Genomic DNA, 22,862 nt, shown 5'->3' with positions numbered 1-22,862 from the left:
GGAGGCCAAAAAATTGAAAAAGAGTATTATGATAATGATGATGGCGATGGCTGTTTGCATAGCCATGACAGCCTGCGGAGAAAAAGCAGGGGATAACAGCGAAACGGACGTTGGCATGACAGAAGGCTGGGGCATTGCCGGTAATTTAGTGATGCGGGCGGACGGAGAATACAGATGTGCCAGTGATAAAGGATATTACTATGTAACTGAAGATGAAATAGAATTAAAGGACGGATCGTTTGGCCGCAACATCATGTATGTAGACTATGCAACAAAGCAAGAGGTTTATCTCTGCAGCAATGCCGGTTGCAAGCATGATACGAAGGATTGTACGGCGGTTATAGCTGACGGTAATAATGAATGTATGCCATTTTATCAGGGCGGTAAGCTTTATTTACTAACAAAGGATTACGATCAGGGGAACAGTGTTACTACGGGTTTCTCGGCAGACGGGTCTTTTGGTGAAACACCTGAGGTTTCTCCTGCCATTCTGTACAGCATGAATCCGGATGGAACAGATCGAAAAATGGTTTACACTTTTGAAAAGAATTTAACCCTGAACAGCCAGGTTTATGGCGATGATTCTGGTTTGTATTTTATTACATCAAAGGTAAAGATGGAAGAAATGGAAGCAGAGCAGACCTATCGGGCGGCTGTATATGACAGGAAGGTTGTTCGGCTGGATTTGGGATCGGGAAAAGTATCAGAGTGCTGCAAGCTTGATCCTGAGGAAAAACAGGCGTTGTGGAATAGCTGGAATGTTGTCGATTGCGCGGGAGATAAGCTGGTACTGAACAGAACGCATTATAAGTCGGAAATGACGGAAAGCGACTATTTGGATGACGATGCTTTCAGAGACGCAAGCAAAAAAGCCACGGAAGAATACGCGTTTTTAGATCTTACAAATGGAAAGATTGATATAAAATATCAGCTGCCTAACGAACCATACCATGAGATAAAAAGTAAAAACGGTATGCTTTATGTACTAAGAGAGGACGAGGATCAGCTGGTAGAGGTTGATCTGAACACTGGAAAGGAAAGGCGTATCGTACAGGATAAAGCTCTGAACGGAGCAGGTATCTTTGGGAGCTATGGGGATATGATGGAAATCAGAGATGCAGAGGGCGAATCAATGCAAATGGATTTAACAGATGGGAAGCTTTATAAGGGACGATTGACTGATGAGAGCCTGCATTGGCCTTTAACGATTTTGGCGCGGTTCGACGATGATTTCCTGGTTATTTACGATTATGACGCGGAGAAGAGTGAGTTGAATAACGGAGGCTATGAAATTCATCAGAACAAGCTTGCGTTTATCAGCAAGGATAAGCTATACCGGGGTCAAAGGGATTGGCAGAAAGTTAAAATGGTTGGAAAGGGGGCTTAAAGAATGTTGGAAATTAGAGATGTCCATAAGACCTATGGAAGGAGAGGAAAAGAGAAGAAAAAGGCTTTGAACGGAATATCGTTAACTCTGACTGAGGGAGTTTATGGGTTACTGGGGCCTAATGGCGCAGGAAAGTCCACTTTGATGAACATTATCACCGACAATTTGCAGCCGGATCAGGGAGAGATTCTTTGGAATGGCGAATCGATAAGGCGTATGGGTAAATCATATCGGAAACTGCTGGGCTATGGCCCGCAGCAGCAGGGATTATATGAATCCTTTTCCGGCCGTAGGTTTTTAGCTTATATGGGTACGTTGAAGGAACTGCCTTCAGGGGATTTAACGGAGGAAATACAAAGAGCGGCCGCCTGGGTCAATTTAGAGACTGTGCTTGACCGGTCGATTGGATCGTATTCCGGCGGGATGAAGCAGCGATTGCTGGCGGCGCAGGCTTTGATGGGAAATCCTAAGCTGGTGATTTTGGACGAGCCCACTGCAGGGCTGGATCCGAAGGAACGAGTACGTTTACGGGAGAAGATTGCGCAGGCCGCGTCAGATAGAATCATTCTCATAGCGACGCATGTAGTTTCAGACGTGGAATCTATTGCGAAGGAAATCATTATTTTAAAGGATGGGAAGATTCATGCGCAGGGCAGCGTTGAAGGTCTGTGCGACGTATACGAATGCAGCAATCTGGAGGCGCTTTACATGGAGATATTTGAGGAGGAGCATCATGTTTAGTCTGACAGGTTTTGAGCTGAGAAAGCTCTGGGGCAGACGCAGTTTCCTCTTGTCCATTTGTACTATATTACTGGTGAATATCTTTTTTTTATGGTATGCTAATCTTCCTGAAGCCGGTGAACCGGGGCTGTCAGCTTACGCAAAGCTTGGACAGGAATTATCGGGAATGAATGAAAAAGAGAAGACCGAGTATCTCAATAAATTGTATCAGGATATGAGTGGAATATCTCATGTTGATGAAATACTGCGTTATCAGACGTTTTCTGATCAGGAGTTGGGAAAGAACCTGGCAGACAGTGAGAAAAAGGCGAAGCCTGGTCTTTTTGAAAAATACTATGACGTGTATCAGGGAGGGGATTATCTCCGCTATACAGACTCCCTGGAGGCGGAACAGAATTTTGTGAATCAGGTATGGGAGGAATTTCAGGTTGTAAGCAACTATGGGCAGTATTTGCAGGATGCCGCGGAAAGGCGGGGCCTTGAGGAAATTTCTATTTTCGGCGGTAGTGAGGATACGTTTGCCAGACGAAATTTGAGAAGGTCAGCTAAAGACTATAGTGAGATGCGCGATGTGGACACTTCATTTTATCCGTCAAAGGGAATTGAGAATGCTATAAACAATAGGATCTCTGATCTGCTGCTGGTGTTTATGATTTTTTTAATGGTGGGCAGTCTGATCAGCGAAGAACGAGCAAAGGGATTATTCTACATTACCCGTGCTTCAGCTTTAGGACGGGCACAGAGTATGGGCGCGCGTCTAGCAGCCCTTGCGGCATCTTGCTTTGTATTGACAGCCGTTATTTATGGGACGAATATGGTTTTTTATCAGGCGACTTGCGGACTGGGAGAATTATCGCGCTCGGTGCAGTCTGTTATATCCTGTATAGAAAGCTGCCTGCATATTACCACAGGCCAGTATCTGTTTCTTTGCGTGGGGACGAAAGCGGCGGCGAGTTTTGTTCTGGCAGCGTTTATTCTACTACTCTTTTTAGAGATAAGGCAGATTTCTGCGCCTTATGTGTCAGGCGTTGCTTTGGTAGCATTCAGTATACTGGTATATGAAAAAATACCTGCGGCGACGGCCTGGAATTGGTTAAAGTATTTGAATCCGGCAGGTTTGATGCATACGGAGGAATTATACGGCGGGTATGTTAATTTTAATTTCTTTGGACTTCCGGTTTCAAGACTAACCGCAGCGCTGATTATATTGTTTGTCTTTGCTGTGATCGGCGTTTTTCTATGTATCAAAGTTTTTTGTCGGGGACGGCGGTTATCGGTAAGAGCAGACAAAGGCTTGCTGCGGCTTCCGGTGATCTTTAAAAGCAGTCTGGTCAGCCACGAAACGTATAAAGTGATGATTATGAATCGGGTAATGGTAATCATATTGGTATTTGCCGTTTTATTGGGATGCCGGAATCTGTCTTTAGACTACACTGTTTCACCAGGGGAGACGTACTATCAAAATATGATGCTGAAGCTGGAAGGAGGCTTGTCAGAGGAAAAGGGTTCGCTTATTGAAAAGGAGCGAGAACGATTTGAAGCGGCATATGCCGAAATTGAGAGAATTGACCAGTTAATGGCGCGGGGGCAATTAGACAAAAGAACTGCAGAAGAAAGAAAACAGAAATACTATAATGAAACTGCGTTTTATCCAGCTTTTGAACAGGTGTTGACACAGTATGAACATGTGAAAAAGACAGGGGGAGTCTTTGTATATGATACAGGATATGCAAGACTGTTAGGCTTGTCAGAAAATGAAGAAGGATGGAAGCTGACAGAACTGGTTTTGCTAGTTCTGTGCCTGACTTTTGCCTTCAGTGACGTCTTTGCATCAGAGCATCAGAAAAAAAGCTGGGGGCTTCTTTCTGCCACAGCAAAGGGCAGACGAAAAATCTCTGCCTGTAAGGTGAAAATCTGCTTGTCTTTTACAGTCTTATTGTGGCTGACTTCCTTTATAAGCTATATAATACCAGCATTGAAAGCGTATCCTATTCACGAATTATCGGCTGGTCTGTATGATTTGCCAGCGTTTTATGACAGTGGATTAGGGTTGCCAATAGGGTGCTGGCTGCTTTTGGCTGCATTATGCCAGCTGTTGGCTTTAGAGACGGCAGCCGTGACTGTATTATGGATTTCTGAGAAGCTCGGAGGCTATTTGCAGGCGGCATTTGTATCTTGTGTTTCGCTACTGTTGCCGTTATTACTGAATCTGCTGGGAATTAGCGCAATGAAGTGGGCTTCTCTGTTTCCTCTCTTTGGAAGCAGTCGGATATTGTTGGAAGGTTTTGGCGTCATAAAGCTCGGCCTTTATGTGGTCTTGGCCGCCGTGATAATCTTAAGTGCAGTTTATTCTCTCAGCAGAGGAGGACGTGACAAGCCCTTGCTTTTTTTCACAAAAAGAATATAATAGTAATAACAATATTTAGATGAGGAGTGATGATATGGAAAGGATTATGACATTTTTGCAGGAAGCACGGCCTTTCTTTGTAGCCACGGTCGATGACGATAAACCGAGAGTTCGGCCGCAGGGATTTGTCATGGAATATGACGGGAAGATTTGTTTTTGCACAGGAAGTGAAAAACAAACTTCTAAGGAGTTGAAGGCTAATCCGAATTTGGAAATTGCAGCCGGAAAGGGTTCTGAACTCATTCGTATCCGTGGAAAGGCGATGTTCTTAGATGATGAGTCAGCCCTCAAAGCCGCTATTGATATTATGCCTGCTTTGGAAGGTATGATGAAGCCTGGTAAATTGGAAATTTTCTGTTTTGAAAGCGGTACTGCGGTTATTGCCAATTTGGCAGGCGGGCAGCCGGAGACGATTGAATTTTAAGTAGGGTTACTTATTGAGCGTCTGTCCATTTCGGACAGGCGCTTTTTGCACACAAAGAACAAAATAAGAACATTCTGTTGAGATGAATTGGCGCTTATGGTATAATGTCTACACACGGTGACTGGCGAGCTGAAAGCGAAGACAGAACCGATGTGTAACAGATACCCAGAGCACTTAGCGATTGGCGAGCCGGAAGGCGAAGGCAGAGGTTAGTGCTTATGGTATAATGTCTGTGATTTTATCTACATAAGGAGGAGTGTGGTTTATGAGTGATTTTATGGAAGCCCTAGTTTCAGTTACCGACGCATTTGACGGTTGGCTGTACAGCAACTTGCTGTTTTGGGCTTTAATCATAGTGGGTTTATTTTTTACGATTCGTACCAGATTTGTACAGCTTAGAATGTTTCCGGAAGGGATTCGGGTGCTGACTGAAAAGAGCCATGATGGAGGTCTTTCTTCTTTTCAGACGTTAATGATCGCTACGGCGTCTCGCGTAGGAACGGGAAATATTGCCGGTGTGGCCACTGCGATTGTAGCTGGCGGTCCCGGCGCGGTAGTATGGATGTGGATTATGGCTGTTGTTGGTTCGGCTTCGGCATTTATTGAATCTACATTAGCGCAGATATATAAGAGAGAAGATGGAGAATTGTATAAGGGTGGACCGGCCTACTATATAGAACGGGCGATGAAGGCTCGTTGGTTGGGAGTCATCTTTGCGATTTTGCTCATTTTGACCTTTGCTTTTGGGTTCAATGGATTACAGGCGTATAATATCGCGTCTTCATTAGAACATTACGCAGGGGATAATTATGCTACGGCAGCGTTAGCTGCGGGGACAGTTTTGGCAGCATTAGCGGCATATTTGTTCTTCGGCGGCGCGCATAAGATCAGCACCGTGTCATCGGTATTCGTGCCGATTATGGCAGCGGTGTATATCACAATCGGTTTGATCATTACCTTTGCTCATATTGGGGACTTACCAGCAATTTTCAAAGAAATGTTTCGTCAGGCATTTGATTTTCAGGCTATCTTCGGCGGCTTTGCCGGCTCCTGTATGGTATGGGGGATAAAGCGGGGCTTGTTCAGTAATGAAGCCGGTATGGGATCGGCGCCTAACGCGGCGGCTGCGGCAGATGTCAGTCATCCGGTTAAGCAGGGCCTGGTACAGGTTATCTCTGTATTTATCGATACAATTATCATCTGCTCTACGACAGTATTTATTGTTCTGTGTACAGATCAGTATACGATTGGCGGAGATCTCGACGGCATTCCATTGGTGCAGCAGTCTGTGCAGACCATGTTTGGTGAAGCCGGCGTGGGCATTATTACTGTGTCGGTAGCGCTCTTTGCGTTTACTTCGCTGATTGGAAACTATTTTTACGCAGAAGCGAATATTAAATTCATCAGCGAGAATAAGGTGTTTATGCTGGTGTTTCGTGTTTTAGCGGTACTCATGGTCTTTGTCGGCGCAAATATGGATTTGACCTTAGCGTGGAATTTGGCTGATATTTTCATGGGAGGGATGGCCCTGGTTAATATTTTAGCGATGTTCTGTCTGGGCGGTATCGCCATACGTGCGATGGATGATTATATAGCGCAAAAGAAGGAAGGCAAGAACCCAGTCTTTAAAGCAAAGAATATCGGTTTGGACAATACAGATGTGTGGAAATAACTGAAAAGCAGCGGCGCGGGCCGCATCAAAGAGGAGCGGCAGGAGCGGAAAACCAGCCGTTTCTCTTTTGTTGAAAGCAGAATGCTCCGATCTTTATGTGTTTGACGCAGAATTTTCCTACAGAGCCATGGACGAAAGGAAACTAGGGGTATATAATAGAGGCTGGATGCTTCGCGCCCGTTGATCCTCGCGGCCTCGCCGCCTTATGTCAACGGACAGGAGGGCATTAACTTTGAAATTTTAGGAGGCGAGTTTCATTGGCTAAAAAACAAGGTTATATCTGCATTTTCATTACAACAGTTCTGTTCAGTTCTATGGAAGCAGTGCTGAAGTTAATCGCGGGAGATCTCAATCCCATTCAGATTACCTTTACCCGATTCCTCATTGCAGGCGTCATTTTGTTGCCCATGGCAGTCAGAACCCTGCGGCAGCGAAGCCTGAAGTTAGAAGGATCGGATTACATAAAGATGGCGGGCCTGGGTTTTCTGGGGATCCTGTTCAGTATGACTTTTTATCAGTTGTCCATTTTGTATATTGACGCGTCAGTGGTAGCGGTATTGTTTAGCTGCAATCCTATCTTTGTTACGGTATTTGCCATTTTGCTCATCGGCGAGGAAGCAAAGCTGAACAAATTCATCGCATTGGCGGTGGATCTGGTGGGGATCGTGTTCATTATACAGCCGTGGCATATGGCGCTGAACCTTTTGGGCGTTGTCTTTGTCCTGGTATCAGCCGCGTCTTTTGCACTCTATGGCGTTCTGGGTAAAAAACAATGTGCTAAATTCGGCGGCATTGTGGTAACCTGCGGCGGTTTTATTTTTGGAAGTATTGAAATGATGATTTTAGCGGGCTTAAGTCACATTCCGTCAGTCGCCGCGGGACTTTCCGACGGAGTGTTCGCCAACTTCGCGGCTATTCCGTTTTTCAGCGGTTATACCATGGATAATATGGCGGTATTTCTTTACGTCTGCATCTGCTGCACTGGTATTGGATACACCTGTTACTTTCTTGCTATGGAGAGGGTTAGCGCGCAGACTGTGTCTATGGTTTTCTTTTTCAAACCGGTGCTGGCTCCTATTATGGCCGCCATCATTGTGGGAGAGGCCATTCACGGCAACATGGTTATCGGCATTTGTTTAATTCTGGCGGGCTCTCTCATATCCATGGCTGACGAAAATCCACTGTTGCATTTAAGGAGGGAGAAGGAACATGACGCTTGATTTTATAAAGGAGCCGGAAAAAACGGCTTTACTGGTGATCGATATGCAGAAGGCCTTTGTCTCACCGGGAGCAGCCCACTGTATCAAAGGGGCTTCTGCCACGGTGCCCGCATGCAGTCAGGCGGTACGGTCTGCGCGGGACATGGGCATACCTGTATTCTGGATACGAAGGCAATATCGAGAGGATGGCAGTGATGTGGAGTTTACCCGATATCAGTCCTGGTTAGATGGCGGGCGTACTATGGCGCCTGGATCAAAGGGTATAAACAGTGAGGAATTGGCTGATGGTCTTATCGCTGAAAAAGGGGATTATCATATTATCAAACCACGTTGGAGCGCTTTTTTTCAGACAGAATTGGACTTGATTCTGCGGCGGAAAAAGATCGACACGTTGATATTAACCGGTACAACTACGCCCAATTGCGTGCGCACCACATGCTACGATGCGATAGCCTTGGATTACAAGACGTACATTATTGAAAGCTGCTGTTCTTCGGCTACTGACGAAATACAGAGAGCGAATATGTTGGATATGGCTAATATAGGGGCAATGATTGTCTGATCCGGCTCTTGCTGCCGGATTCACGAACTGGAAAGAAAAAGAGGAGAAAACTTATGCTGATGAAGACTTGTTTTGATCATTTGCGGGAACAGGGTCCGTTAATCCACAATATTACAAATTATGTAACAGTTAACGATGTGGCTAACATGCTGCTGGCTTGCGGAGCCAGTCCGATCATGGCGGACGATCCTGAGGATGCTGAGGAGATTACAGCGATTTGCAGCGGCCTGAATATCAATATTGGGACGTTGAATCAGAGAACAATTCCGGCCATGATGGCAGCCGGAGAGAAGGCGCAGGCATTGGAACATGCTTTGCTGCTGGATCCTGTAGGCGCAGGCGCCAGCACATTGCGCACCCGGACAGCGAGGGATTTGATGGACAGAATCCATTTTGACGTAATACGGGGAAATATTTCAGAAATAAAGACCTTAGCTACGGGGAGCAGCACCACCAAAGGGGTGGACGCAGACATCAGCGACGTGGTAACGGAAGAAACCTTAGACGGCGCGACAGACTTTGTTAAGGTTTTTGCAAGGGAGACTGGCAGCATTATCGCTATCACTGGGGCTATTGATCTGGTTTCGGATGGCGAGCAATGCTATGTGATTAGAAACGGCCGGCCGGAGATGGGGAGAATTACCGGAACGGGGTGTCAACTTTCAGCTATGATGTGTGCTTTTGTAGCTGCAAATCGCAAGACGCCGTTAGAAGCTGCCGCGGCTTCTGTGTGTGCAATGGGGTTGGCGGGAGAAATTGGTTGGAGCCGTATGAGAGAAGGAGAAGGCAATACAACTTATCGAAACCGCATCATTGACGCGATATACAATATGGACGGAGATATTCTGTCGAAAGGAGCAAAATATGAGATTAGATGAGAAGGACCTTCTGCTGTATGCGGTTACGGACAGGCATTGGCTCAAGGAGGATGAACGGCTTTATGATCAGGTTGAAAAGGCGCTGAAGGGAGGGGTTACCTTTGTTCAGCTAAGGGAGAAGGACCTGGACGAAACGGCTTTTCTTGAAGAAGCGCGAGAGATACAGAAGCTTTGCCGCGGTTACGGGGTGCCTTTTGTTATCAATGATAATGTGAAGCTGGCTGTGGAGATTGATGCTGACGGTGTCCATGTGGGGCAGGGTGATATGGAGGCAGGCGATGTACGTTCTATGATTGGACCGGATAAGATTCTGGGTGTTTCAACACAGACTGTAGAACAGGCCCTGGCTGCACAGGAAAAGGGAGCGGATTATCTGGGAATCGGTGCAGTTTTTGTGACAAGTTCTAAGGATGATGCGGCGGAGGTAGAGCATCAGACGGTTCGCGATATCTGCCGGGCTGTGAACATTCCTGCAGTTGCCATCGGCGGCATAACTATAGACAATGTGCCGATTCTGGCCGGAAACGGGCTTTCCGGGATTGCGGTAATCAGCGCGATTTTTGGCGCGGACGATATTCAAAATGCCGCACAGGTTCTAAAAGAAGTAACAAAGGAAATGGTAGAAAAGTAATGAACATAAAAGGCGTGATTTTCGATGTAGACGGTACTTTGCTGGATACGATGCATGTGTGGACTGATTCGGGCGCTACCTATCTGGCATCTCTGGGTATTGAGGCAGAACCGAATTTAGGCGATAAGCTCTTTGCAATGACTGTACAAATGGGAGCGGTATACCTGAAGGAGCGCTATGGACTGTCCCAGTCTGTGGATGAGATCAGACGGGGCATCAATGGGGTAGTAGAAAACTATTATTTTGAAGAAGCTGATTTTAAGCCAGGAGCGCGGGAATTGTTGGAGGAGCTGAAGGCGGCCGGCGTTCCTATGGCTATCGCGACATCGACAGAAAGATACTGCATTTTGGCTGCTTTTGATCGACTGGGATACACAGATTATTTCGATACGATTTTAACCTGCGGAGAAGTGGGCGCGAGCAAATCGGAGCCTGTAATTTTTTATGAGGCTATGCGGGTCTTGGGAACTTCTCCTGCGGAGACCTGGCTCTTTGAAGACGGTCTTTACTCGATCAAAACTGCTGGCGCGGCGGGACTTCGCACGGTGGGGGTCTACGATGCAGTCAGTGAAAAGGATCAGGAGGAGATCCAGCGGCTTTCAGATATCTATGTGCGAGATTTGCGGGATTTTTCTCTGGGACGGCATACGACTTTGACGATTGCCGGTAGTGACTGCAGCGGCGGGGCAGGTATACAGGCTGACATTAAGACTATGCTGGCAAACGGTGTATATGCGATGAGCGCCATTACTGCTTTGACGGCTCAGAATACAAAGGGGATTTCGGGTATTATGGATGTGACGCCTGATTTTCTGGCGAAGCAGATCGACGCGGTGTTTACGGATATTAGGCCAGACGCGGTAAAGATCGGCATGGTATCTTCTCCCGCGCTGATAGAAACGATTGGGGAACGGCTTCGATTTTATCACGCGTCTAATATTGTGGTAGATCCGGTTATGGTATCTACCAGCGGGGCGAAGCTCCTTGCAGATCACGCGGCGGAAACCCTTTGCCGGGAGTTGCTTCCTATGGCCGCGGTAGTTACGCCGAATATTCCGGAAGCGGCAGTGTTGGCGAAAATAGATATTTGTGACGCCGGGGATATGGAAACGGCAGCAAAAATCATCTGGCAGCGGTATGGCTGCTGTGTTCTGGTTAAGGGAGGACATCAGGTGCATGATGCAGATGATCTTCTGTATGACGGCCGGGAGCTGCGGTGGTTTAGAGGCGCTCGCATTGATAATAAAAATACCCATGGCACCGGTTGTACGTTATCCAGCGCTATCGCTGCAAGATTGGCGAAGGGATATTCCTTAGCGGAAGCGATTAATGGCGCCAAGGAGTACATTTCCGAGGTATTATCGGCGATGTTGGATCTGGGAGAAGGCAGTGGACCGCTGGATCACGGGTTTGGGATTAGATGAGGGGTAATGTTTACTGCATAGTCTCGGTTTCATTTTTTAAGTATATATTAAAAATTCTTTCTTTTCTAAGGACTTCTCATGAATCCCTTGTTTTTATCATATGCTGAGATTAGAATGTAGGCAAATATAAATGATAAAGCGTCAGGGAGAGGTAGGAGACAGTACGCGGGAAAGGAAAACATATGGGAAAATTTGTTTATTCATTCAGTGAAGGATCTAAGGACATGCGGAGCCTTCTGGGAGGTAAAGGCGCAAATTTGGCAGAGATGACCAGAATTGGCCTGCCGGTTCCTTACGGTTTTACGGTAACGACAGAAGCCTGCACCCGGTACTATGAAGAAGGCCGTATGATCGGCGAAGATATTATCGCCGAGATTTATGAGAAACTGGCGGAGCTGGAAGCGGTAACAGAGAAGAAATTCGGAGACAAAGAAAATCCGCTGCTGGTTTCTGTACGATCCGGCTCTGTATTCTCCATGCCCGGCATGATGGATACCATCTTGAATTTGGGGCTCAATGACGAAACAGTAGAAAGCCTGGCGAGACTGACAGAAAACGATCGTTTTGCTTACGACAGCTATCGTCGTTTTATTCAGATGTTCGGAGACGTGGTGCTGGAGATTCCGAAAAGCGAATTCGACATTATTTTTGATGGTCAAAAAGAGAAGACCGGCGCAGAATTTGACGTAGATCTGACTACGGATGATCTGAAGGAAGTTATTTCAGGCTATAAGGCATTGGTGAAAAAAGCCGTAGGCAGAGATTTTCCGCAGGAGCCGAAAGAGCAGCTGATGGAAGCCATCAAGGCGGTGTTCCGCTCCTGGAATAACGACAGAGCCATCCTTTACAGAAAGCTGAATCGGATTTCCGACAAGCTGGGTACAGCGGTCAACGTGCAGTCTATGGTATTCGGCAACATGGGAGATACTTCCGGAACGGGCGTTGCCTTTACCAGAGATCCGGCGACCGGAAATAATCAGCTTTACGGAGAATTTTTGGTGAACGCCCAGGGTGAAGACGTTGTCGCGGGAATCCGTACGCCGAAGCCGATTGCGGAAATGGCGGAAGCTTTCCCTGAAGTATACAAAGATTTTGCCCGCATCGCGGAAATTTTGGAAAAACACTATAAAGATATGCAGGACATGGAGTTTACCGTAGAGAGAGGGAAGCTTTTCATGCTGCAGACCAGAGCGGCAAAACGGACGGCAGTTTCTGCTATTAAGGTTGCGGTAGATATGGTAGCGGAGGGTCTGATTACCAAGGAAACTGCTGTAGAACGTATCGATCCTGCACAGATTGATCAGTTGCTGCACCCGACCTTTGACGCAAAGGCGGAGAAAAATGCAGAGGTGCTTGCGAAAGGACTTCCGGCATCACCAGGCGCTGCCACAGGCAGAATCTATTTTACGGCAGTTGACGCGGAGGCAGCAGTTGCAGCAGGCGAAAAGGCGATACTGGTAAGGCAGGAAACTTCGCCGGAGGATCTCGCCGGTATGGTTGCGGCTGAAGGTATTTTGACAGCCAGAGGCGGAATGACCAGTCATGCGGCAGTTGTAGCAAGAGGTATGGGCAAGTGCTGCGTGGCAGGCTGCTCAGAAATTATTGTAGACGAAGCAGGCAAAACGCTGACAATTAAAGACGACCGACTTGAGGAAGGGGATTATATCTCCCTTAACGGTTCTGCCGGTACGGTATATAGAGGACAGATTGGAACCGTTCAGCCGGAGCTTTCCGGAGATTTTGGAACTGTTATGAACTGGGCGGACGAAATCCGTAAGCTGAAAGTACGTACCAACGCGGACAATCCGAAGGACGCGGCGCAGGCGCTGGCGTTTGGCGCGGAGGGAATCGGTCTTTGCAGAACAGAGCACATGTTTTTTGAGGAAGAACGAATTCCTGCCATCCGCCAGATGATTTTGGCTGAGACAGAGGAGGAGAGAAGAACGGCGCTGGCGAAGCTGCTTCCATTCCAGAAATCCGACTTTAAGGGTATGTACGAGGTCATGGAAGATAAACCGGTGACCATTCGTCTGCTCGATCCGCCGCTTCACGAATTCCTGCCGCAGACCGAGGAAGACACCAGAGCGCTTGCAGCCCATACCGGTATTCCGTATGAAAAACTGGCGCAGACAGCTGCTGAACTCCATGAGTTCAATCCGATGCTGGGACACCGCGGCTGCAGACTTGCTGTGACCTATCCGGAAATCGCGGAAATGCAGACCCGCGCTATTATGGAAGCGGCAATTGAAGTTGCTGCGGAAAAAGGCGTGGATATCGTGCCCGAAATCATGATTCCGCTGGTGGGCAGCAAGGCTGAAATCGCCGATGTAAAAGCAACCGTTGTAAAAACCGCAGACGCGTGCAAGGCGGAAGCGGGAAGCCAGATGAAGTATCATATCGGTACCATGATTGAAGTACCTAGGGCTGCTTTGACGGCAGATGAGATAGCAGAGGAAGCAGAATTCTTCTCCTTCGGTACCAACGACTTGACCCAGATGACCTTTGGTTTCTCCCGTGACGATACAGGAAAACTGATTAAAGAATATGTGGATAAAGGCATTTTATCTGATGACCCATTCCAGACCATCGATCAGGACGGCGTAGGCTTGTTGGTGCAGATGGCAGTGGAAAAGGGTAGACAGACCCGTCCGAATATCAAGCTGGGTATCTGCGGCGAGCATGGCGGTGATCCAAGAAGCATTGAATTTTGCCACAGAACGGGACTTGATTACGTGTCCTGTTCACCGTATCGCGTTCCAATTGCAAGAATTGCGGCGGCGCAGGCGGCGATTAAAGAGACGACAGAGAAATAACGCATAAATATAATACCAAAAGGAGGCAGTCCCTTGCATTGATCAGGGGATTGTTTCTTTTTTTGCTGCCGAGGTTTCTGGCAGTATGAATGACATAAAGAGCAGTGTCAGCATATGTACATTCGGAATATTGTTATTGCGAACCGCGCGAAATATGTTTATAATGAAACCAGAGAAAATAGTATGCAGAACTGAGAAATAATAAATAGTTAACTAATTGGAATGAAGGAAAAGAAAGCGAACAATAGAACAGAGAAAAAAATGTCTTTGCTGCTTCCCATGATACTTGTTTTTTGTATATTGGGAGGTGTTGTTTTTTCGGTGTCTTGGAAGATATCGAAAGAGATGTCTGCGGCGGCAACGCGGAATTTGAACGAGAGTCTGGATTTGATCAAGTGTACCATAGAGTCCATCTGGAATAAGGAAGCGGAGTTTCAGAAACTAATGGCGCGGGAAATTGCTGTGGCAGAAAATCCGGAAAACTATATTCGGACCTACCGCAAAAGTGAGACCATAGTGAAGCTTTCTTTGATTCATGTGGGAGAGACAGAAGGCGTTTCCAGTACCGGAGAAGTGTTTTCCGAGGAAGGTATGATCTTTTCTTCCCGCGAAATCGCAGACGGGATTGCGGTATCGCATTCTTACATAAATTATATGGGAGCATGGGCATATACGATGAAATGCCCTATAGTAAAGGACGGCAGAGAAATAGGTATGCTTTATGCGGAGTATACCTATGATTCTCTTGACAAATCTTTGCCGGACGGATTTTATAACAAACAGGCCATGTTCTATATCATGGATGCAAAAACTGAGCGGTTTGTATTGAAGCCGAAGGGGATGGGAGAACGAAACGCGGGACATTTGAACCTGGAGGATTTTTACAGGGCCAATGAGATTGAGAAAGAGACCCTTCGAGACGAAATCAAAAGGTGCGTACAGCAAAAAAAGAATATGATGTTTTATCATGATATTCAGGGCAAAAACGCGTTGAATTTTATCTGGATGATAAACGATGGTACAATCTGCTTGATCGGCTACGTGCCGACAGAGGCCGTTCAGCAGGAGGGACGGACAGTAAATTATAATATTTTCATCGTGGTAATGGTGATGCTGATTGCCTTTTTCATCTGCTGTACGTTATATTATTTGAATCAAAGACAGCAAAAGAAGAATTTAAGGGAACGCGAGAAGGAAAGAGAACGGCATAATCAACAGCTGATGAAGGCGATTCACGCGGCAGAGCTTGCCAGCAACGCTAAGACCGTATTTCTTTCCAATATGTCCCACGATATCCGTACGCCGATGAATGCGGTGCTTGGATTTACTACGCTGTTGGAAAAGGAAGTGGAAAATCCGGATAAAGTGCAGGAATACACAGCAAAAATTAAGGCTTCTGGTCAGTATTTGTTGGGTATTATCAATGATATTCTGGAGGTTTCTAAGATTGAAAGCGGAAAGTTGGCGCTGACGGAGGATGTATTTACGGTGCAGAATTTGATTGCGTCTGTAGATGCGATGATCCGTCCGATGGCCATGGCGAAAGCGCAGGACTTCCGCATGGAAATTAGTGGGATTGAACATACCTGTCTTATCGGTGATGAGACGAGAATCAATCAGATTCTGATGAATCTTTTATCCAATGCGGTTAAGTATACGCCGGAGGGTGGACATATCTGGCTGCGAATATCCGGACTGGAGCAGCAGGATTGTCAATTTGAACGGATTCGTATCGAAGTGGAGGACGACGGTTACGGCATGTCGCAGGATTACCTGCAGACGATTTTTGATGTATTTACAAGAGCTGAAAACAGTACGACCAATAAAATTCAGGGCACTGGACTCGGTATGGCGATTACTAAAAATCTGGTAGAGCTCATGGACGGAACCATCGAAGTGTTCAGCGAACCTGATAAGGGCAGTTTGTTCAGGGTGGAAATGACGCTTCGTGTATCGGAAACACAGGAGACTGTGATACAAGGCGCTGAGTTTGCGGAATCTGAAGAAATTTATAGCTTACAGGGATTGCATTTTCTTGCTGCTGAAGACAATGAGATTAATGCGGAAATTTTGTTTGAGATTTTGAATATAGAGGGTGCGGCTTGTGAAATTGTTGAAAACGGCAGGTTGGTTTTGGAGCGCTTTGAGACATCGCGGGAAGGTGAATTTGACGCGATTCTCATGGATGTGCAGATGCCGGTGATGAACGGTTATGAGGCAACGAAAGCGATTCGGGCGCTGCCGCGTAATGACGCGCGGGAGATTCCGATTATCGCTATGACAGCAAATGCTTTTGTGGAGGATGAGAAAGAGGCGCTGCAGGCGGGAATGAGCAGTCATCTTACAAAGCCGATTGATATAGACCTTTTGAAAAGGGTAGTTCGTCAATATGTGAGGAAGGGTACTGATAAAAATACTGAGGGGTAAGAAAGAATCATGAAAATGAAACGAAAGCAATTTGCAAGAATGTGCATTTCCGTATGCCTGGCGGCGAGTATGGTCTTTGCTGCTGTAGCTTGCGGAGACGAAGATTCGGATGTAAATTTGATAGAATCGAACGAGAATAATGATCGTGTCGTGAATTTGTACAGCCCTATGGAAAAGACGGCGCCTAATGCGGAAAATGTGGCGAGAAGCGCCGCGGAAAAAACGCTCCACATGGCAGAGGAAAGACTTGGTGTAACAGTAAACTATATCACTTATACAGCAGAGAATTATCAGGATAAAACTTATGACGATGTGGCCCTTGCCAGAGCCCGTAATGATATGGACGATTTGTACCTGTTGAATCCGGATACAATTCAGACTCTGGGAGAAGAAGGGAAGCTTGTAGATTTGTCAGGGCTGGAAGCAGCAAAGAATCTGCGCGACGTGGTGCGGACTGCCAATACAGTGAATGGGAAACTGGTTGCGATTCCGCAGGAAGTGGTCGCTTATGGTCTGTTTCTCAATCAGGATATGTTTAAGCGCTATAAGCTGAAGCTGCCAGAAACGCCAGAGGAATTTTTGGAATGCTGCAGAGTATTTAAGAAAAGTGGCATTGAAACGCCGGTGGGTGCAAACCGCTGGTGGCTGGAAACCTTTGTATTTGCACAGGCGTATGCGGATTTGTATAACGGTGGGAATACAGAAGCGGAAATTGCGGCGCTGAACAGCGGGGAACGCAAATACAGCGATTACATGCGCCCTGGCTTTGAATTTCTGAAAAAAATGATAGATCTGGGCTATATCGATGCAAAGAAGGCGTATGTGAGCGAAGCTATAGAAGGGGAACGGGAGGATTTTTTAGCGCAGAAAACGCCTATTGTTATGGCGTACTGGGGCGCGGCAAATACAGAGACGGCATATGGAAAAACGGACTTTAACATGACTGTGATTGGTTTTCCGAGTAATCGCGGGCAGATGCCGGTGATGCCGATGACAGGCTATGGCGTCGGTGTAAACGCGGCGCATCAGGAAGATACCATAAAGCTTTTAGACGTGATTCTTTCCGATGAGGCGTTGCAGCTGTATACAGAGATTAACCAGGTGATTTCCCCGTCTAAAAATATTAAGGCCACGTGTGCTCCTGAACTGAAGCCGCTCAACGACCGTATTGAGGAAAATGTTTTTGTGTTGGGCTCTAATGCTGGCATGAAGGTGGAGCAGTGGGGCAACACTTGCCTGATTGTACGTAAGCTGTTAAATGGCGCGACCGTCGACGAATGTATGGCAGAGTTTGATAAGCTGCAGGAAGCGTCTTTGAAGAAATAAAAGGGTTCTGTAAGGGAGGAATAAGTATGGGAAAGCTACTTAATTTTGAATATGCGTGTATTCAGGGTGCGTTTTGGATGTTTTATGGCGTTGTAGGCAGCTTCGCATCAGTTTTTTTGTTAGCAAGAGGCTATTCTAACTCGGAAATTGGTATCGTGCTGGCTGTTGGGAATATTGTAGCTGTAATTATGCAACCACTTATGGCAGATTTTGCAGACCGGAGTAAAAAAATTTCTCTTATTGGTATCACGCAGTTGATGACGGTTATGATGATGGCTATGACAGTAGGCCTTTGCATCATACAGCGAAAGAGTCTGGCGTTGACAGTGATCTTTATTCTGCTGTTAGCATGGCATACAATATTGCAGCCTTTACTCAATTCTCTTAGCTTCAAATTGTGTGAGAGCGGATACCATGTCAGCTTTGGCGTAGCGAGAAGTATCGGTTCGCTTTGTTATTCCGCTTTGATGGCGGTAATGGGAACTCTAGTTGAGCGATGCGGGGTAGAGGCTTTAACGATAAGCGGTGAGGCTGTTCTTCTTATGATGCTGATCAGTCTTATTGTAACGAAGCGGCATTATGACAAGGCTAAGGCTGAAAATCGGCAAATAGATTTGCGTCAAGAGAACAGTGATAGCTTGGATGAACCGGAAATAAATCTGAAAGACTTTGTTCTGCGGAACAAGATCTTTGTATTCGTCAATGTTGGTGTGATCGGGCTCTATTTCAGCAATCAGGTGCTGAACAATTATATGATACAGATTGTCAATGATGTAGGTGGAGACAGTGAGGATATGGGTCGTATTTTGTCAGTAATGGCATTTCTGGAAATTCCGGCAATGGTAGGCTTTGATCTGTTGAGAAAACGGTTTACCTGTGAGTTTTTGTTGAAGGTTGCGGCTGTAGGGTTTACTGTTAAAATCGCTATGTGTTATATTGCGACGAATGTTGCTATGGTTTATATCGCTCAGCTGTTCCAATTGGTGTCTTTTGGACTATTTCTTCCGGCAATGGTGAACTTTATCAATGAGATTATGAGCAGAGGGGAAGCGGTAAAGGGACAAGCTTTCTTTACCACAATGGTTACTGTTACCAGTATGGTTTCCAGTCTGATCGGCGGGGTTATTCTGGATATTAGCGGAGCTAAGATGTTAACGTTGGTGGCGACAGCAGCGACTGCGTTAGGGGCTGTAATTATTATTGCAAGTGTAGATAGGACTAAGGCAAAGTAGTTGTAGGAACACTTATGTGGGATATTTTAGAGCTGCTGATGTGTTACGCGCAGAATTTTTATTGTTTTTTTGAGTAAGTTGCGTAAGCGTGGTGAAAAACGCAGGTTTCTACATGATTTTCTTAAAAAATTGCGCGTATAGGGTTCTGTGCGCAGAAGTTGACTATTTTTAGAATAGATGTTGCGCGAAAGTCTTCGATTATTGACCATACATTCATCCGATACGCAGCATTGAATTAAAAAAAGTATAGATGTCTGCGTTTTTTGCAGAGGAAACGCAATAATAAGAATAAAAATGAATAAAAGCTGCGCGGCAGCGTTTATTTTGCATAGATGAAGCAATCCTTGCAAACCGAAATAGCCCTTTCGTGGGCTATTTTAGTTTCTGTATCATGTCATACCAGATCGCACCGCCGTGGACGGATTGAGAAATCCCTGCTTTTTCAAAGCCGAAGCGGCTATAGTAATGAACCAGGTGATCCTTGCAGGTCAGGACGATTGTACCCATGTTTTGCTGACGAGCTGTTTGAATGCCTGCTTCCAGCAGGAGGGCGGCAATACCTTTGCGGCGGGACGACTCCTCTGTCATAACACTGAGAATAGCACAGGTTGAACCTTCTGGCATTTTTTTCGTTTCAAATACATCGTCGCAGATACGTTCTGCGTCCATAGAGATCATGCAGTTCACACCACAGATATGACCGTTGTCATCTTCAGCAATGAGAAATAGTTCAGGGTAATTTGCCTGTCTCCAGGCATACTTCTCTTTTGAAGCAGCTTCTTCCGGTGGAAAGCTTTCCCGTTCAATTTCGTATACTCGGTCCATATCTTGTAATTGAGCTTTTCTAATGTGCAGATTCATTTTAGTACCCCAGATTTTCTTCTATTAAAATAATTTCCATAGCGCAGCTGGTCAGTTTACGGTAGTGAATGACCATGGCGTTGCAAATGCGATCCTTACTTTTGCAATTAAAGCATTTATCTCCTTGTACAGCGCATGGCGTTTTACGGTTCAGTCGTTTTGCGTTGAGAGGAGCAGCGATGTTTCGTGCTCTTTCTATGGCTGAAATCAGGTCAGGAGCTACCTTATTAATCCCTGCGATAAAATAGATCTTTTCATGTCCGTAGAGGGTAGATGACAATCTGTTGCCATGTCCGTCGATATTGATGATTTCACCATTTTCACTGATTGCATTGACTGATGAAAGATAGATTTTTGCTGTGGAAGCACATAATCTGATTTCATCAGTGTTTTGTCCTTCGGGAGTGTTCCAGTGCCAATAAACCTGATTATGGGCGGACAGCTGTGAAAACAGTCCTAATTCCTGCAATGTCACAGAACCGCCGAAGCCCACTGATGTATGGTCGATCTGCTGATTAAGATAACAGCACGCGGCCGCTTTATCGGGGAAAACTGAAACCTGATAGCCGTTTTCCTGTAATGACTTTACCGTCTTTTTTAAATCCATGCATTCCTCCGCTGATTTTATTATTATACCATGACGATTCCTCTGAATATAGAATCGCAGGTCATGATTCAATGAACGCTTCCTTGCGGCAACGCCGTTTCAATCATTTGCGTTCATTATACCATAGAAGAAGGGAAAGGGCAATTTAGCTTCCGCGTGTGATAATCAATTTCATTGTAGAAAAAACAAGAAAACCTCTTGACAAACTGTTACATCTGTATATACTGTATATATACAGATGTGCACGGTAACTGTTAAAAAGAAAATCCGAAGGAAAAGAGGCCTGGAAATTTGGATATTATAATTAGAAATGCAAACAATCAGCCTATTTACGAGCAGATTTACACGCAGCTTAAGAATCACATTATCTCCGGAGCGTTGAAAGAGGGGGATGCGCTTCCATCTATTCGGGGATTGGCTAAGGATCTGAAAATCAGCGTTATTACTACGAAAAGAGCGTATGATGAATTGGAGCAGGAGGGGTTTATCTATACAGTGGCAGGTAAAGGCTGCTTTGTGGCGGAGAAAAATACCCAGCTGATCAGAGAAAACCATTTGAGACGGCTGGAAGAATTGCTGGAAGAAATTTTGGAGCTGGCAAGTAGCTTGGATATGGATTATGACGCATTGACGGAGATGCTTCGTTTGATGGCAGAGGAGGAATAGAAGATGAGTGAGCATAATGCGATAGAAGTCAGAAATGTAAGTAAAAATTTTAAAAAATTTAATTTGCAGGATATTAGTTTTGATCTGCCGATGGGATGTGTCCTTGGATTGATTGGAGAGAATGGCGCGGGGAAAAGCACCACAATACGTTTGATTATGAACAGCTTAAAAAGGGATGGCGGAACAATCCGTGTTCTAGGAGCGGATAATCAGGATAAGTCATTTCAGCAGATTAAAAATGACATAGGGGTTGTTATGGATGAGGCGTATTTTCCAGCTGTAATTAATACGCAAATCGTAGATAAGATGATGGCGGCAGTATATGATAATTGGAGTTCTCAAACCTTTCGTAAATATGTGAATAAATTTGATCTGCCGGAAAAACAGCCCTTCAAAGAGTATTCCAGGGGGATGAGGATGAAGCTTTCTATTGCGGTGGCATTGTCTCATGATCCGAAATTGTTGATTCTGGATGAGGCTACCAGCGGTCTTGATCCTATTATCAGAGATGAAATTTTGGATATATTTAATGATTTTACCCGGGAACCGGATCATTCGATTTTGATCTCATCTCATATTCTCAGCGATTTGGAAAAATTGTGCGATTACATTGCTTTTATTCACAAAGGACGCATCGTGTTCTGTGAGGAGAAGGATCAGCTGATGGAAAAGTACGGGTTGATTTCCTGCGGACAGAAGGAATTTGAAGATATTCCGCAGGAGGCCGTTTGCAGCAAAAGAAGTACCGATTATGGCGTTAATTGTTTAGTACGCAGAGATATGGTGAGTCAGGCCTTTGATATAGAACGGGCTACGATCGAGGATATCATGCTTTTTTATGTGAAAGGGGAGGAGAGATAATGAAGGGCTTATTGACAAAGGATTTTTATGTGCTTTTACGAGAAACAAAGGTATTTCTGTTGATTGTAATAGTGTTTGCCATTGCAAGAAATGGATTTACACAAGGAATTGCAATCATGTACGCCTCAATGCTGCCTATTACGGCGTTGTCTTATGATGAACAGTCTAAATGGGATTATCTGGCAGAGATGATGCCTTATCGCAGATCGGATTTGGTACTGTCCAAATATGTGACCGGATATTTCGCAATTCTGGTCATTGGAGTGATCCAAACGGTATCCGCGCTTGTTTATAATATGACCGGCATGGACAGTACGTCATCCCTGCAGGAACAGTTGGTGCTGGTGCTACTTTATGCATGCTGCGCGTTGCTGCTCATGGCAGTCAACCTGCCTATATTGTTCAAGCTGGGCGCCGAAAAGGGGCGGATGGTTTACCTTATTATCACCATCGTATGTGCGCTGGCAGTGGTTTCTTCCATTGAATTTGATCTGGCCATTTGGAATTTGCGACCGACGGTTTATGTTATTGCCGGCGTCTGCGCTGCTGTGATCGCGCAAGTGGCGTCCGTCCGGCTTTCGATTAAATTCTATACGGCGCGGCGTGTGTAATGACGCGGCAAAGAAAGATCCCTTCGGGGGTCTTTTTTTATTACAGGATCAGAAATAAATCTTAAAAATTCTTAATTCTGCGAATTACTATATATTTTTTGATACGAAAGAA

At 45.7% G+C, this 22,862-nt stretch carries 19 protein-coding genes; 17 read left to right on the top strand and 2 right to left on the bottom strand.

Translation table 11 applies throughout. The features are described from left to right. The first annotated feature begins 13 nt into the window (after positions 1–13). The 14 genes from ACPW7J_RS12725 (at position 14) to ACPW7J_RS12660 (ending at position 19,144) form a co-directional block, all read left to right on the top strand. A complete protein-coding gene (locus ACPW7J_RS12725; protein WP_424960221.1) occupies positions 14–1,387 on the top strand; it encodes a hypothetical protein in 1,374 nt (457 codons plus the stop codon). Between the two features lie 3 nt (positions 1,388–1,390). Further along, on the top strand, positions 1,391–2,128 hold the full coding sequence (locus tag ACPW7J_RS12720) for an ATP-binding cassette domain-containing protein (protein ID WP_161875130.1): 738 nt from the start codon (positions 1,391–1,393) through the stop codon (positions 2,126–2,128). Then, complete coding sequence (locus tag ACPW7J_RS12715) at positions 2,121–4,535, top strand: hypothetical protein (protein ID WP_424960220.1); 2,415 nt, start codon at positions 2,121–2,123, stop codon at positions 4,533–4,535. The genes ACPW7J_RS12720 and ACPW7J_RS12715 overlap by 8 nt, the downstream gene beginning before the upstream one ends. 34 nt (positions 4,536–4,569) lie before the next feature. After that, positions 4,570–4,959, top strand: coding sequence for a pyridoxamine 5'-phosphate oxidase family protein (locus ACPW7J_RS12710; RefSeq protein ID WP_161875132.1), 390 nt, complete (start codon positions 4,570–4,572; stop codon positions 4,957–4,959). Positions 4,960–5,224: 265 nt separating this feature from the next. Continuing rightward, the gene (locus tag ACPW7J_RS12705) at positions 5,225–6,631 is read left to right on the top strand and encodes an alanine/glycine:cation symporter family protein (protein WP_424960219.1); all 1,407 of its coding nucleotides are present in this window, start codon (positions 5,225–5,227) and stop codon (positions 6,629–6,631) included. Positions 6,632–6,888: 257 nt separating this feature from the next. Further along, positions 6,889–7,851 carry a DMT family transporter gene (locus tag ACPW7J_RS12700; RefSeq protein ID WP_424960218.1) on the top strand — a complete coding sequence of 321 codons (963 nt, stop codon included), beginning with the start codon at positions 6,889–6,891 and terminating at the stop codon, positions 7,849–7,851. Beyond that, positions 7,841–8,413 carry a cysteine hydrolase gene (locus tag ACPW7J_RS12695; protein ID WP_161875134.1) on the top strand — a complete coding sequence of 191 codons (573 nt, stop codon included), beginning with the start codon at positions 7,841–7,843 and terminating at the stop codon, positions 8,411–8,413. Before ACPW7J_RS12700 ends, ACPW7J_RS12695 begins: the two co-directional genes overlap by 11 nt. Positions 8,414–8,466: 53 nt before the next feature. Further along, positions 8,467–9,291, top strand: coding sequence for a hydroxyethylthiazole kinase (thiM, locus tag ACPW7J_RS12690; RefSeq protein WP_424960217.1), 825 nt, complete (start codon positions 8,467–8,469; stop codon positions 9,289–9,291). Further along, entirely contained in the window at positions 9,278–9,922 is a 645-nt protein-coding gene (gene thiE, locus ACPW7J_RS12685; RefSeq protein WP_424960216.1) for a thiamine phosphate synthase, read from the top strand. Before thiM ends, thiE begins: the two co-directional genes overlap by 14 nt. Beyond that, positions 9,922–11,346 (top strand): bifunctional hydroxymethylpyrimidine kinase/phosphomethylpyrimidine kinase, encoded by a 1,425-nt coding sequence (gene thiD, locus ACPW7J_RS12680; protein ID WP_424960215.1) that lies wholly within the window; start codon positions 9,922–9,924, stop codon positions 11,344–11,346. Before thiE ends, thiD begins: the two co-directional genes overlap by 1 nt. A 182-nt stretch (positions 11,347–11,528) precedes the next feature. Beyond that, positions 11,529–14,159, top strand: a complete 2,631-nt coding sequence (gene ppdK / locus ACPW7J_RS12675) for a pyruvate, phosphate dikinase (RefSeq protein WP_424960214.1) — start codon at positions 11,529–11,531, stop codon at positions 14,157–14,159. Between the two features lie 321 nt (positions 14,160–14,480). Further along, positions 14,481–16,586, top strand: coding sequence for an ATP-binding protein (locus ACPW7J_RS12670; protein WP_424960213.1), 2,106 nt, complete (start codon positions 14,481–14,483; stop codon positions 16,584–16,586). A 9-nt stretch (positions 16,587–16,595) separates the two neighbouring features. Next, positions 16,596–17,912 (top strand): ABC transporter substrate-binding protein, encoded by a 1,317-nt coding sequence (locus tag ACPW7J_RS12665; protein ID WP_424960212.1) that lies wholly within the window; start codon positions 16,596–16,598, stop codon positions 17,910–17,912. A 26-nt stretch (positions 17,913–17,938) separates the two neighbouring features. Then, entirely contained in the window at positions 17,939–19,144 is a 1,206-nt protein-coding gene (locus ACPW7J_RS12660; protein ID WP_424960211.1) for an MFS transporter, read from the top strand. A 372-nt stretch (positions 19,145–19,516) separates the two neighbouring features. Here ACPW7J_RS12660 and ACPW7J_RS12655 read toward each other — a convergent pair whose 3' ends face one another. Continuing rightward, positions 19,517–20,005 (bottom strand): GNAT family N-acetyltransferase, encoded by a 489-nt coding sequence (locus ACPW7J_RS12655; protein ID WP_424960210.1) that lies wholly within the window; start codon positions 20,003–20,005, stop codon positions 19,517–19,519. A 1-nt stretch (position 20,006) separates the two neighbouring features. Further along, positions 20,007–20,612, bottom strand: a complete 606-nt coding sequence (locus ACPW7J_RS12650; RefSeq protein ID WP_161875142.1) for a lactate utilization protein — start codon at positions 20,610–20,612, stop codon at positions 20,007–20,009. Positions 20,613–20,903: 291 nt separating this feature from the next. Here ACPW7J_RS12650 and ACPW7J_RS12645 point away from each other — a divergent pair, with 291 nt between their 5' ends. Genes ACPW7J_RS12645 through ACPW7J_RS12635 form a run of 3 tightly spaced genes read left to right on the top strand, consistent with a single transcriptional unit; the run spans position 20,904 to position 22,750 of the window. Further along, positions 20,904–21,278, top strand: a complete 375-nt coding sequence (locus ACPW7J_RS12645; RefSeq protein WP_424960209.1) for a GntR family transcriptional regulator — start codon at positions 20,904–20,906, stop codon at positions 21,276–21,278. Between the two features lie 3 nt (positions 21,279–21,281). Next, positions 21,282–22,139 (top strand): ABC transporter ATP-binding protein, encoded by an 858-nt coding sequence (locus ACPW7J_RS12640; protein WP_424960208.1) that lies wholly within the window; start codon positions 21,282–21,284, stop codon positions 22,137–22,139. Continuing rightward, entirely contained in the window at positions 22,139–22,750 is a 612-nt protein-coding gene (locus tag ACPW7J_RS12635) for an ABC-2 transporter permease (RefSeq protein ID WP_424960207.1), read from the top strand. Before ACPW7J_RS12640 ends, ACPW7J_RS12635 begins: the two co-directional genes overlap by 1 nt. The last annotated feature ends 112 nt before the right edge of the window (positions 22,751–22,862 follow it).

Source organism: Ihubacter sp. rT4E-8 (assembly GCF_049852125.1).
Taxonomy (GTDB): Bacteria; Bacillota; Clostridia; order Peptostreptococcales; family Anaerovoracaceae; genus Senimuribacter.
The sequence above is the reverse complement of the archived record's forward strand: the minus strand, read 5'-3'. Positions and strand labels throughout refer to the sequence as shown.